The following is an 11,575-nucleotide window of genomic DNA, read 5'->3' as shown; positions in this document are numbered from 1 at the left end:
GCTGGACACCGCCTACGTCTCGGTGGGCGCCGCTGGTAAGGATCGCACGAAGGGAGAGATCGTCAGCCTGGCGATGAACTACGCCGCCCAACATCCGGGCGAGCACGCCTCGCCCCTGCCCGCCAGTTCGACGATCAAGTTGGTCGGCGACACCGCCCTCGTGCGGCACCATGGGGACAAGGACATCTCTATGGATCTCTTCGTCTTTGTGGGCGGCCATTGGCGGGCGCTCTATTCGCAGCACACCGCAATCGCGCCGGCGACCTGACCGGGAGCCCGCCTGTCACGCTCCGTGACCAATCTTTTCATCCCCGTGACCAGCCGGTAGGCTCGCTGCAACGACAACAAGACTGGAAGGCGGAGGCTCTTGCCGCGCACCTTCGACGCCCGCCAGGCGCAGACCAACCTGTTCGACGCCCTGGTCGAGGCGCGCCAGACCTACGGCGCCAAGAAGCCGATCCTGGAGGACCAGGAACGCAATCCGCTGAGCTACACCGACCTGATCCGCGCCGCCTTCGCGCTCGGGCGCAAGATCGCCGCCATGACCAAGCCGGGCGAGCGGGTGGCGATCATGCTGCCGGCCAGTTCGGCCGCGGCGGTCACCTTCTTCGCCCTGCACGCCTTCGGCCGCACGCCGGCCATGCTCAACTTCACCGCCGGCATCCGCAACCTGAAGGCCGCCTGCGAGCTGGCCGGGGTCAAGCGGGTGCTGACCTCCCACCGCTTCGTCGAGCAGGGCAAGCTGCACGACCTGATCGACGCCCTGGAGACGCTGACCACTGTCACCTATCTGGAAGACGTCCGCGCCACGGTGGGAACCGCCGACAAGCTGTTCGCCGCGACGGCCGCGACCTTCCCCAAGCAGTTCCGTGCGGCCAGCAAGCCCGGCGACCCCGGCGTGATCCTGTTTACTTCCGGAAGCTTCGGCGCGCCCAAGGGCGTGGTGCTGAGCCAGGCCAATCTGCTGACCAACGTCCATCAGGTGGCGGCCCACATCCCGCTGGATCCGGCCTGGGTGTTCTTCAACCCCCTGCCCACCTTCCACTGCTTCGGCCTGACGGCCGGTGTGCTGCTGCCGATCATGACCGGCATGAAGGCCTTCCAATATCCCTCGCCGCTGCACATCAAGCAGATCCCGCCGCTGATCAAGGACACCAAGGCCTCGGTGCTGCTCGCCACTGACACCTTCGTGAACCAGTACGCCCGCTCGGCGGATCGCGACGAACTGAGCGGCCTGGAGTTCATCGTCTGCGGGGCGGAGAAGGTGCGTGAGGAAACCCACAACCTGATCGCCGAGCGGTTCGGTGCGGTTCCCGTGCTGGAAGGCTATGGCGCCACCGAGGCCTCGCCGGTGATCGCGGTCAACAAGCCCGCCGACAACCGCCGCGGCACCGTGGGCGGCCTGCTGCCGGGCATGGAGGTGCGGCTGGAGCCGGTGGAAGGCATTCCCGGCGGGGGCAAACTCTAGGTCCGTGGACCCAATGTGATGGCCGGCTATCTGAAACCGGACGGGGCGATCGAGCCGCCGGCCGACGGCTGGCACGACACCGGCGACGTGGTCTCCATCTCCGAGGACAACTGGATCAAGATCAAGGGTCGGGTGAAACGCTTCGCCAAGGTGGGCGGCGAGATGGTCTCGCTGACCGCCGCCGAGGACCTGGCCTGCGCCGTCTGGCCGGATGCGCGCCACGCCGTGGTCTCGATGCCCGATCCGAAGAAGGGCGAGCGGTTGATCCTGGTCACCGACTGGCGCGAGGCCGACGCCGGCCCCTTGATCCACCACGCCCAGTCGATCGGCGCGCCGGAGATCGCCGTCCCACGCAAGATCATCAAGGTCCAGGAAATCCCGGTGCTCGGCACCGGCAAGACCGACTACGTGGCCCTGCAGCGCATCGTCGACGCAGAGCTGCGCCGGGCGGCTTAAGCTCACCTCAGATGTGCAGCACCATGCCGTAGGCGTCGAGGGAGGCCTCGTGCATGGCCTCGCTCATGGTCGGATGCGGGAAGACGGTGGCCTGCAGCTCTGCCTCGGTGGCTTCGAGCGTCATGGCGAGCGTGAAGCCCTGGATCATCTCGGTGACCTCGCCGCCGATCATGTGGGCGCCGATCAGGGCGCCGGTCTTGCCGTCGAACACCGTCTTGACGAAGCCTTCGGTCTCGCCGGCGGCGATGGCCTTGCCGTTCACGCGGAACGGAAAGCGGCCGACCTTGGGATCGCGGCCCTGTTCCTTGGCCTGGGCTTCGGTAAGCCCCACCGAGGCCACCTGCGGCGTCGAATAGGTGCAGCCCGGGATCGGGCTTTCGATGTTGGTCGGCTTCAGGCCGGCGATGTGTTCGATGCAGTGGACGCCCTCGTGGCTGGCCTTGTGGGCGAGCCAGGGCGGGCCGGCGACGTCGCCGATAGCGTAGAGGCCGGGCACGCCGGTCGCGCCGTGCTTGTCGACCACCACGTGAGTCTTCTCGACCTTCACCCCCAGGGCCTCCAGGCCCAGGTCCTCGACATTGCCGACGATGCCCACGGCCACGATGCAGACGTCGGCCTCCAGGGTTTCGGTCTTGCCCTCGGCCTCGATCTCGACAGCCACGCCGCCCTTGGTCTTGCTGAGCTTCTTGACAGCAGCGGGCACGCGGAATTTCAGGCCGCGTTTCTCGAAGGCCTTATGGGCGGCCTTGGAAACCTCCTCGTCCTCGACCGGCAGGATGCGCGGCAAGGCCTCGATCACCGTCACATCAGAGCCCAGGGCGCGGAAGAAGCTCGCGAATTCGATGCCGATGGCGCCGGAGCCGATGACGATCAGGCTCTTGGGCGCCGCCTTGGGGACCAGGGCCTCGCGATAGGTCCAGACCCGTTCGCCGTCGGGTTCCAGGCCGATGGCCGGGATGGTGCGCGCCCGGGCCCCGGTCGCCAGGATCACGGACTTGGCTGTCAGGGTCTGCGACCCGCCGGCCTTCAGGGCCACCACGACCTTCGGGGCGCCCTGCCCTTTTTCCAGCCTAGCCGTCCCCTCGACCACCTCGACCTTGTGCTTCTTCATCAGGAAGGCGACGCCGGAATTGAGCTGCGCCGAGACCTTGCGCGAGCGCCTTACGACCCCGTCGAAATCGAACTTTCGACCTTCCACCGACAGCCCATAGTTGCCCAGGTGACCGAGCTGTTCGTAGACCTCGCCGCTCTTCAAGAGCGCCTTGGTGGGAATGCAGCCCCAGTTCAGGCAGATGCCGCCCAGCAGCTCGCGCTCTACGATGGCGACCTTCATGCCGAGCTGGCTGGCGCGGATCGCGGTGACATAGCCGCCCGGGCCGGAGCCCACGATCACCACGTCGAAACTGTCAGCCATCAGAGCACCGCCTCGATGGCGCCTTGCAGGGACTGCGGCGTTTCGGTGGGCGCAAACCTGGCCACGACCTTGCCGCTACGGTCGACCAGGAACTTGGTGAAGTTCCACTTGATACCTTCGGAGCCCAAGAGGCCCTTCTTCTCGTGCTTCAGCCAGGCGTAGAGCGGATGCGTGGCCGGGCCGTTCACGTCGATCTTCTTCATCATCGGGAAGTCGACGTCGTAGGTCAGCGAGCAGAAGTTGGCGATCTCCTCGGCATTCCCCGGCTCCTGCGCCCCGAACTGGTTGCAGGGGAAACCCAGCACCGTGAAGCCCTTGTCGCGGTACTTGGTGTAGAGCGCCTCCAGTCCGGCATACTGCGGGGTGAAGCCGCACTTGCTGGCGGTGTTCACCACCAGCACCACCTTGTCGCGATAGTCGGCCAGTGGCGCCGAGCGACCATCAAGCGTTTCAGCGCTGAAGTCATAGAAGCTTGCGGCCATTCTTTGCTCCGCTCGTCCCGGCGAAAGCCGGGATCCATACTGAATCGCCGCCTGGGCCCCGGCTTTCGCCGGGGTGAGCGGCGGGAAGAGGTTCAGACGATCATGTTGATGGGGTCTTCCAGGAGCGGCTTCAGCGCCGCCAGGAAGCGGGCGCCGGTCGCGCCGTCGACCACCCGATGGTCGCAGGTGAGCGTGACGCTCATCACCGTGGCGATCGCCAGCTGATCGCCCTTCACCACCGGCCGCTTCTCGCCCGCGCCCACTGACAGGATCGCGCCCTGCGGCTCGTTGATGATCGAGGCGAAGGACTTGATGCCGAACATGCCGAGGTTGGAGATCGAGAAGGTGCCGCCCTGGAATTCCTCGGGCTTGAGCTTCTTGGTCCGCGCCCGCTCGGCCAGGTCCTTGGCCTCCGCGGCGATCTGCGATAGGCCCTTGGTCTCGGCCTTGAAGATGATCGGCGTGATCAGCCCGCCCGGCACGGCCACGGCCATGGAGATGTCGGCATGGTGGTGCATGGCGATGCCTTCGGGCGTGTAGGAGGCGTTGGCTTCCGGCACCTGCTTCAGGGCCACCGCGGCGGCCTTGATCACCATGTCGTTGACGCTGACCTTCCCGCCGCCGGACTTCTCCAGCATGGCGTTGATCTTGGCCCGGGCGGCCAGCAGGGCGTCGATCTCGATGTCGAGGTTCAGCGGGAAGTGCGGCACGTCGCGGAAGCTGTCGGTCATCCGCCGCGCCACGGTCTTTCGCATGCCGTCCAGCGGGATGAGGTCGTAGCTGCCGGCCGCGATGCCGTAGTGCTCCAGCGATTGCGGCTGGCGTTGCGCCTGGGCCGCAGGCGCGGCTTGCGGGGCGCCCGCTGGCGCGGCGGCCGGAGCCTTCGTCTGCCCCGGCTGGGCGGTGTCGACGTCGGCCTTGACGATCCGCCCGTGCGGACCGGAACCCTTCATGGCGGAAAGATCCAGGCCCTTCTGCTCGGCGATCCGCCGGGCCAGCGGCGAGGCGAAGATGCGCTGGCCATCCCGTTGCGCCGACGCTTTCCGCTCCTCACCCGCCTGCGGGGGAGGTGGCGGCGAAGCCGACGGAGGGGGTGGCGCGGCGGTCGGGGCCTTGGCCCCCTCCGTCACCTTCGGTGACACCTCCTCCGAACTCTTCGGTTCAGGGGAGGAGCTAGCTTTCGGAGCCGGCGCTGTCGAGGCTCCCGCATCCTCGCCGCTCAGCCGCGCGATCGGCGCATTGACCTTCACGCCCTCCGTGCCCTCCGGCACCAGAAGTTCCTCGATCGTGCCCTCGTCGACAGCCTCCACCTCCATGGTGGCTTTGTCGGTCTCGATCTCGGCGATCACGTCGCCGGAGCGCACCGCGTCGCCCTTCTTCACGTGCCACTTGGCGAGCGTGCCCTCCTCCATGGTCGGAGACAGGGCCGGCATGAGGATGTCGATGCTCATGCGGGCTCCTTGGACAGATGCGCCAGGCCGTGGGCGTTGGCTTCCCAGTTCTGGCCGTCGAAGGCCTCGATCTTCAGCTCGAACCCCTCGGTGCTATCGAGGCAGCGGGCGTTGACGCTCCAGCCATCGGGATTGGAGCGCGGCCGATAGAAGCCCTTGATCCCACAGTCGGCGCAGAACAGGTGCTTCGCCACCCGGGTGTTGAAGGTGTATTCGACCAGCCGCTCGGCGCCCCTGGTGATGCGGAAGCGGCTTTCCGGCACGATGATGTGGATGAAGCCGGTCTTGGCGCACATGGAGCAGTTGCAGCTCTGCGCCTCGACCACGGCCGGCAGGGCCGCCTCGAAGCGCACCCCGCCGCAATGGCAGCCGCCCGCGCGCCAGGTGAAGGGCGTCTCGCTCATTTGTAGCTGACCGCCTTGGCCGCCTTCACGATCTTGTCGACCGAGGGCAGCGACAATGCCTCCAGGTTGGCGGCGTAGGGCAGCGGCACGTCTTCCTGGTGGACGCGCATGGGCGGCGCGTCCAGGTAGTCGAAGGCGAGCTCCGTCACCTTGGCGGCGATTTCGGCGCCGACGCCCATCGGGCCCCAGCCTTCCTCCACCGTCACCAGCCGATTGGTCTTCTTCACGCTCTCGACGACCGTGTCGATGTCCATCGGGCGGATGGTGCGCAGGTCGATGACCTCGGCCTCGATCCCCTCGGCGGCCAGTTTCTCCGCCGCTTCCAGGCAGAAGCCCACGGGCCGCGAATAGGACACCAGCGTCACGTCGCTCCCCTCGCGGCGAACCTTGGCCTTGCCGATCGGCAAGACCCAATCGATATCCTCCGGCACGTCGAACTCGTGGCCGTACATCATCTCGTTTTCGAGGAAGACGACGGGGTTCGGGTCACGGATCGCGGCTTTCAAAAGGCCCTTGGCGTCGGCCGCGTCGTAGGGCGCGATGACCTTCAGGCCGGGCACGTGGCCGTACCAGGCGGCGTAGTCCTGGCTGTGCTGGGCGCCCACCCGCGCCGCCGCCCCGTTGGGCCCGCGGAAGACGATGGAGGTCTTGATCTGGCCGCCCGACATGTAGAGCGTCTTGCCGGCTGAATTGATAATATGATCAATGGCCTGCATCGCGAAGTTGAAGGTCATGAACTCGACAATGGGCTTCAGGCCGGCCATGGCCGCGCCGACGCCGACGCCGGCGAAGCCGTATTCGGTGATCGGGGTGTCGATCACCCGGCGCTCGCCGAATTCCTGCAGCAGGTCGCGACTGACCTTGTAGGCGCCCTGGTACTGAGCGACTTCCTCGCCCATCAGGAAGACGTCCGGGTCGCGGCGCATCTCCTCGGCCATGGCGTCGCGCAGGGCGTCACGCACGGTGACCTTCACCAGCTTCACCCCGTCCGGGAGGTCGGGATCCTTCAGCGTCTGGACCGGCGCCGGGGCGGCTTTCGGCGCCGCGCGGACCGGATCGCCCTTGGCCTCGGCGCGCGAGGCCGGTTGCGGGTCCTCGGCGTGCGGCGCTTCGGTTTTGGGCTCCGCCTTCGGCGCGGCGGCGCCGGCGTCGTCGCCGGACAGGCGCGCGATCGGGGTGTTGACCTTCACCTCCTCGGCGCCTTCCGGCACCAGGATCTCCTCGACCACGCCCTCGTCGACGGCCTCCACCTCCATGGTGGCCTTGTCGGTCTCGATCTCGGCGATCACGTCGCCCGAGCGGACCTTGTCGCCCTTCTTAACGTGCCACTTGGTGAGCGTGCCCTCCTCCATGGTCGGAGAGAGCGCCGGCATCAGGACGTCCGTCATGCCGTCACCTCGGAGGGCTCCTGGACGATGTTCGTATAGACATCGGTGTAGAGCTCGCTCGGGTCGGGCTCGGGGCTGGTGCGGGCGAATTCGGCGGCGTCGGCGACGATGCGCTTCACCTCCGCGTCGATGGCCTTCAGCGCCGCCTCGTCGGCGAAGCCGCGCGTCTCCAGCATCTCCTCGATGTGGTCGATGGGGTCGCGGGTCTTCCTGACCTCGTCCACCTCCTCGCGCGTGCGGTACTTGGCCGGGTCGCTCATGGAGTGGCCGCGGTAGCGGTAGGTCTTCATCTCCAGGATGTAGGGGCCCTTGCCCGAACGGGCGTGCTCGGCGGCCTTCTCGGCGGCGGCGCGCACCGCCAGCACGTCCATGCCGTCCACCGCCTCGCCCGGGATGCGGAAAGAGGCGCCGCGCTTGTAGAGATGGGTCTCGGCCGAGGAGCGGTCGATGGAGGTGCCCATGGCGTACTGGTTGTTCTCGATGACGTAGACGACCGGCAGGCTCCAGAGCTCGGCCATGTTGAAGCTCTCGTAGACCTGGCCCTGGTTGGCCGCGCCGTCGCCGAAGTAGGTGAAGCACACCCGCTTGTCGTCGCGGTAGCGGTTGGCCATGGCGATGCCGGTGCCGAGGCTGACCTGGGCGCCGACGATGCCGTGGCCGCCGTAGAACTCGGCGGCGGTCGAGAACATGTGCATCGAGCCGCCCTTGCCCCTGGACGAGCCGGTGGCCCGGCCGGTGAGCTCGGCCATCACTTCCTTGGGATCCATGCCGCAGGCCAGCATGTGGCCGTGCTCGCGGTAGCCGGTGATCACCTGGTCGCCGGGTTTCTGGGCCGCCTGGACCCCGACCGCGATGGCTTCCTGGCCGATGTAGAGGTGGCAGAAGCCGCCGATCAGGCCCATGCCATAGAGCTGGCCGGCCCGCTCCTCGAAGCGGCGGATCAGCAACATGTCCCGGTAGTATTGGAGCAGCTCGTCCTTGCTGCCTTCGTTCCGGCCGCCGCCCCTTTTTGCTTCGGTATCGGGGGCTTTCGCCGCCAGCCTGGCGTCGGCGCTCCCCTTTGCGTCCGGGTTGGTGGCTCTCCGCCGACCGGCCGCGCCGGTCTGCTCACGCGCCATGCGTCTCTCCTGGATCGTCCTAGGGCGCCTCTAAAGAACCTGCGAGAGGCCTCAGGGCTTCATGCGGATCACATAGTCCCTCGGATCGGCGAAGCCTAGCAGGGACCGCGCCCTTTCCTCCAGGAGCTCGGCGGAAAGGCTGGTGTCGCGCAGCAGGCGGGCGCGGGTTTCCAGATCCTGGCGCTGGCGCTCGAGCTGGGCCAGCTCCCGGGTCTTGGCGATCAGGGTCTCGTCGCGCTGGTCGGCCGACAACAGCCCACGGTCGCCGGTCAGGGCGCTGAGCGCGAAATAGATGATGAGCAGGACGAGCAGCGCGGTCGGCAAATACGGACGAAGAAGCGCGAGCACGGCGAATCCCTGGAGTAGAGCCGCCTTGATCGCGCCTCTATGGTTACCGCGGCCTTAAATCTCAGCGCTTGAGGGCCGATCGGCCGGCGTAGATCGCCTGGTCGCCCAGCTCCTCCTCGATGCGCAGCAGCTGGTTGTACTTGGCCGTGCGGTCGGAGCGGCTGAGCGAGCCGGTCTTGATCTGCCCGCAGTTGGTGGCGACGGCCAGGTCGGCGATGGTCGAGTCCTCGGTCTCCCCGGAGCGGTGGCTCATCACCGCGGTGTAGGCGGCGCGGTGGGCCATATCCACCGCGTCCAACGTCTCCGACAGGGTGCCGATCTGGTTGACCTTCACCAGGATGGAGTTGGCCAGGCCCTTCTCGATGCCCATGGCCAGACGCCTGGAATTGGTGACGAACAGGTCGTCGCCGACGATCTGGACCATGCCGCCCAGCTTGTCGGTGAGCAGCTTCCAGCCGTCCAGATCGTCCTCGGCGCAGCCGTCCTCGATGGTGACGATCGGGAACTTGGCCACCAGGTCGGCCAGGTAGGCGACCATCCCGGCCGAATCGAAGGTCTTGCCCTCGCCTGCCATGACGTAGTTGCCGCCCTTGAAGAACTCGGTGGCCGCCGCGTCCAGGCCCAGGACGAAGTCCTTGCCCGCCTTGTAGCCGGCTTTCTCGCCGGCCTTGACGATGAAGCCCAGCGCTTCTTCGGCCGAGCCGATGTTGGGGGCGAAGCCGCCCTCGTCGCCGACGTTGGTGTTGTGGCCGGCCGCGTGAAGCTGGGCCTTCAGCGCGTGGAAGATCTCCGAGCCCATGCGCAGGCCCTCGGCGAAGCTGTCCGCGCCGGTGGGCAGGATCATGAACTCCTGGATATCGATCGGATTGTCGGCGTGGGCCCCGCCGTTGATGATGTTCATCATCGGGGTCGGCAGCACGCGGGCCGAGACCCCGCCGACGTATTTGTAGAGCGGCAACGCGGCCGAACTCGCCGCCGCCTTGGCCGCCGCCAGGCTGACCCCCAGGATGGCGTTAGCGCCGAGGCGCGACTTGTTCGCCGTGCCGTCGAGGTCGATCAGCATCCGGTCCAGCCGGCGCTGGTCCTCGGCGTCGGTTCCGGCCAGCGCGTCATAGATCTCGCCGTTCACCGCGTCGACCGCCTGCAGCACGCCCTTGCCGCCATAGCGGGACTTGTCGCCGTCGCGCTTCTCCACCGCCTCATGGGCGCCGGTCGAGGCCCCGGACGGCACCGCCGCGCGGCCCATGGAGCCGTCCTCCAGCACCACGTCAACCTCCACCGTCGGATTGCCGCGGCTGTCGAGGATCTCGCGGGCGTTGATGTCGACGATCTCGGTCATGGGGGTCCTCTGCGGCGCTGTCGGGGCGCGGCGAGGCTTAGCCACCTTCGGTCGTTCCGGCAACGAAAACGCCGGCCGCTGGGCAGCGACCGGCGCTTCGAAATTCGCGCATCCTTGTGGGGACCTAGTCTTCCTTCGGCGTCAGGACCTGGCGGCCCTTGTACATGCCGGTCTTCAGGTCGACGTGGTGCGGGCGCTTCAGCTCGCCGGTTTCCTTGTCTTCCACATAGGCGTTGGCGCCGAGCGCGTGATGCGAACGCCGCATGTTCCGCCGCGAAGGCGAGGTTTTGCGTTTGGGAACAGCCATCGGAGGATCTCTTTAGCGCGGACGCCTGGAGGCGTGGAATGAGGGCCGGCGAAACGGGGTCGCCGACGTGAGCGCGGGCTTATGCCCGAAACCCCCTCGCCGATCAAGCTAGACCGGTGCAATCTGCCGATAACAACCTGGCCGGGGGCGACCACATGGACCAGCATCTGATCTTCGCGCCGATGGGGGCGTTGGCCTTCCTCACCTTCGCCGTGCTGATCCTGATCCCGATCCGCCGGTTCCGGGCCGGCGCGGCGGGACAGATCGTCCGCGACGATTTCAAGTTCGGCGAGTCGGCCAACGTGCCCGGCCACGTCTCGATCCCCAACCGCAACTACATGAACCTGCTGGAGCTACCGGTGCTGTTCTACGTCGGCAGCCTGATGTTCTTCGTGGCCGGCAAGGTGGACGCCGTCGTGCTGGGCGTGGCCTGGCTCTACGTCGGCTTGCGCATCGTCCACTCGCTGATCCACCTCACCTACAACAATGTCATGCACCGCCTGATCCCGTTCGCGACCAGCAATGTGGTGCTGACCGTCTACTGGGCGCTGTTCTTCATCCGCTGAGCGCCTTCGACAGGCGCTTCGGCGCGACGTGGGTCCAGGCCAGGCGCAGGATCAGCGCCAGCGTCGGCCCATCCAGCGCCTCCAGCCGCAGGTAGGTCCAGCCATGGTGGCCGTAGGTCTCGGTGGGCTGGACCGCATCCGGGTATTCGGCCGCCATGTTGAGCTGGTCTTCGCGCTCCAGCTTGACCACGGCGACATTGTCCCAGCCGAGCGCGGTGAAGAGCGCGGCGTTACCCGTCACGCCCAGCATGGCGAAGATCTTCTTCTCCACGCGGAAGGCTGGGCGCCGGCGGTGGACATCCTCGTAGGCTTGCGGCAGGGCGAGCGCGAGGCGGCGCAGGTCCTTGGGCGTCATGGCGTTCGTCAGCCGCGGAACTCGCCATAGCCGCGCGCCATGGCGGCGGCGAAGGCCGGGATGAAGGCGAACAGCACCAGCTCGGCCAGCAGCCATCTGCGCACGCCGGCCACCTGGGCGTCGCTGGGCGCTTGGCCGGCCCGGCGCCAGCGGATGTAGGCGACGGTCGGCGGGATCGACAGCAGGCCCACGACCACGAAGGTCGCGATCTTCAGGTGGAAGAAGAGGTTGTGCGAATAGTAGGCCCAGCCCTTGGCGGCGAACACCGCGCGGCCGAAGCCGACCACCACGATCAGGCCGGCGAGCGCGCCATACATCAGGTCGATGCGCCCCACCCGGGTGATGGTCGCCAGGTCGACGCCCCTGCGCACCATCACGATCTCGCCGAACAGCACGCCGAACAGGGCGAACACCAGGACGTGGTGCGCGATCGCCAGGACCAGGTCGAGCATGGTTGAGCCTTCCCCCTACCGGAGGAG

General features: G+C 67.3%; 13 protein-coding genes and 1 pseudogene. 3 read left to right on the top strand and 11 right to left on the bottom strand.

The genetic code is table 11. The features are described 5' to 3' along the window. The coding region (locus tag VGL85_RS20205; protein ID WP_331590818.1) for a hypothetical protein at positions 1-268 on the top strand (268 nt) is incomplete at its 5' end. 99 nt (positions 269-367) lie between these two features. Further along, positions 368-1,924, top strand: a pseudogene (locus tag VGL85_RS20200) (AMP-binding protein). A gap of 7 nt (positions 1,925-1,931) precedes the next feature. On the opposite strand, the gene lpdA reads toward VGL85_RS20200, so the two are convergent. The 9 genes from lpdA to rpmF form a co-directional block, all read right to left on the bottom strand. Continuing rightward, on the bottom strand, positions 1,932-3,338 hold the full coding sequence (gene lpdA, locus VGL85_RS20195; protein ID WP_331590817.1) for a dihydrolipoyl dehydrogenase: 1,407 nt from the start codon (positions 3,336-3,338) through the stop codon (positions 1,932-1,934). Further along, positions 3,338-3,820, bottom strand: coding sequence for a glutathione peroxidase (locus VGL85_RS20190; protein WP_331590816.1), 483 nt, complete (start codon positions 3,818-3,820; stop codon positions 3,338-3,340). Before VGL85_RS20190 ends, lpdA begins: the two co-directional genes overlap by 1 nt. Before the next feature lie 92 nt (positions 3,821-3,912). Continuing rightward, positions 3,913-5,271 (bottom strand): pyruvate dehydrogenase complex dihydrolipoamide acetyltransferase, encoded by a 1,359-nt coding sequence (locus VGL85_RS20185; RefSeq protein WP_331590814.1) that lies wholly within the window; start codon positions 5,269-5,271, stop codon positions 3,913-3,915. Next, positions 5,268-5,675 carry a GFA family protein gene (locus VGL85_RS20180; protein WP_331590813.1) on the bottom strand — a complete coding sequence of 136 codons (408 nt, stop codon included), beginning with the start codon at positions 5,673-5,675 and terminating at the stop codon, positions 5,268-5,270. Before VGL85_RS20180 ends, VGL85_RS20185 begins: the two co-directional genes overlap by 4 nt. Next, positions 5,672-7,063: a pyruvate dehydrogenase complex E1 component subunit beta gene (locus VGL85_RS20175; protein ID WP_331590812.1), complete on the bottom strand. Its 1,392-nt coding sequence runs from the start codon at positions 7,061-7,063 to the stop codon at positions 5,672-5,674. Before VGL85_RS20175 ends, VGL85_RS20180 begins: the two co-directional genes overlap by 4 nt. Continuing rightward, positions 7,060-8,181: a pyruvate dehydrogenase (acetyl-transferring) E1 component subunit alpha gene (gene pdhA, locus VGL85_RS20170; RefSeq protein ID WP_331590811.1), complete on the bottom strand. Its 1,122-nt coding sequence runs from the start codon at positions 8,179-8,181 to the stop codon at positions 7,060-7,062. Before pdhA ends, VGL85_RS20175 begins: the two co-directional genes overlap by 4 nt. Positions 8,182-8,232: 51 nt before the next feature. Continuing rightward, entirely contained in the window at positions 8,233-8,529 is a 297-nt protein-coding gene (locus tag VGL85_RS20165) for an FtsB family cell division protein (protein WP_331590810.1), read from the bottom strand. Between the two features lie 61 nt (positions 8,530-8,590). Then, positions 8,591-9,868, bottom strand: a complete 1,278-nt coding sequence (eno, locus tag VGL85_RS20160) for a phosphopyruvate hydratase (RefSeq protein ID WP_331590809.1) — start codon at positions 9,866-9,868, stop codon at positions 8,591-8,593. Positions 9,869-9,992: 124 nt separating this feature from the next. Further along, on the bottom strand, positions 9,993-10,175 hold the full coding sequence (gene rpmF / locus VGL85_RS20155) for a 50S ribosomal protein L32 (RefSeq protein ID WP_331590808.1): 183 nt from the start codon (positions 10,173-10,175) through the stop codon (positions 9,993-9,995). Positions 10,176-10,291: 116 nt separating this feature from the next. Between rpmF and VGL85_RS20150 the strand changes: the two genes are divergently transcribed. Beyond that, positions 10,292-10,741, top strand: coding sequence for an MAPEG family protein (locus VGL85_RS20150; protein ID WP_331590807.1), 450 nt, complete (start codon positions 10,292-10,294; stop codon positions 10,739-10,741). Here the strand turns inward: VGL85_RS20150 and VGL85_RS20145 are convergent. Both VGL85_RS20145 and VGL85_RS20140 read right to left on the bottom strand, forming a co-directional pair. Beyond that, entirely contained in the window at positions 10,731-11,096 is a 366-nt protein-coding gene (locus VGL85_RS20145; protein WP_331590806.1) for an MmcQ/YjbR family DNA-binding protein, read from the bottom strand. The genes VGL85_RS20150 and VGL85_RS20145 overlap by 11 nt on opposite strands. Before the next feature lie 8 nt (positions 11,097-11,104). Then, positions 11,105-11,548, bottom strand: coding sequence for a DUF2214 family protein (locus VGL85_RS20140; protein ID WP_331590805.1), 444 nt, complete (start codon positions 11,546-11,548; stop codon positions 11,105-11,107). Positions 11,549-11,575: the final 27 nt, after the last annotated feature.

It is taken from the genome of Phenylobacterium sp. (assembly GCF_036501465.1).
Lineage (GTDB): Bacteria > Pseudomonadota > Alphaproteobacteria > Caulobacterales > Caulobacteraceae > Phenylobacterium.
Note: the sequence above shows the minus strand (reverse complement) of the source record. Positions and strands in the feature narration are given on the sequence as shown.

Excerpts from the sequence above, each read along its gene's own strand:
- lpdA (WP_331590817.1), bottom strand. The coding sequence starts at position 3,338 with ATGGCTGACAGTTTCGACGTGGTGATCGTGGGCTCCGGCCCGGGCGGC.
- VGL85_RS20190 (WP_331590816.1), bottom strand. The coding sequence starts at position 3,820 with ATGGCCGCAAGCTTCTATGACTTCAGCGCTGAAACGCTTGATGGTCGC.
- VGL85_RS20185 (WP_331590814.1), bottom strand. The coding sequence starts at position 5,271 with ATGAGCATCGACATCCTCATGCCGGCCCTGTCTCCGACCATGGAGGAG.
- VGL85_RS20180 (WP_331590813.1), bottom strand. The coding sequence starts at position 5,675 with ATGAGCGAGACGCCCTTCACCTGGCGCGCGGGCGGCTGCCATTGCGGC.
- VGL85_RS20175 (WP_331590812.1), bottom strand. The coding sequence starts at position 7,063 with ATGACGGACGTCCTGATGCCGGCGCTCTCTCCGACCATGGAGGAGGGC.
- pdhA (WP_331590811.1), bottom strand. The coding sequence starts at position 8,181 with ATGGCGCGTGAGCAGACCGGCGCGGCCGGTCGGCGGAGAGCCACCAAC.
- eno (WP_331590809.1), bottom strand. The coding sequence starts at position 9,868 with ATGACCGAGATCGTCGACATCAACGCCCGCGAGATCCTCGACAGCCGC.
- rpmF (WP_331590808.1), bottom strand. The coding sequence starts at position 10,175 with ATGGCTGTTCCCAAACGCAAAACCTCGCCTTCGCGGCGGAACATGCGG.
- VGL85_RS20145 (WP_331590806.1), bottom strand. The coding sequence starts at position 11,096 with ATGACGCCCAAGGACCTGCGCCGCCTCGCGCTCGCCCTGCCGCAAGCC.
- VGL85_RS20140 (WP_331590805.1), bottom strand. The coding sequence starts at position 11,548 with ATGCTCGACCTGGTCCTGGCGATCGCGCACCACGTCCTGGTGTTCGCC.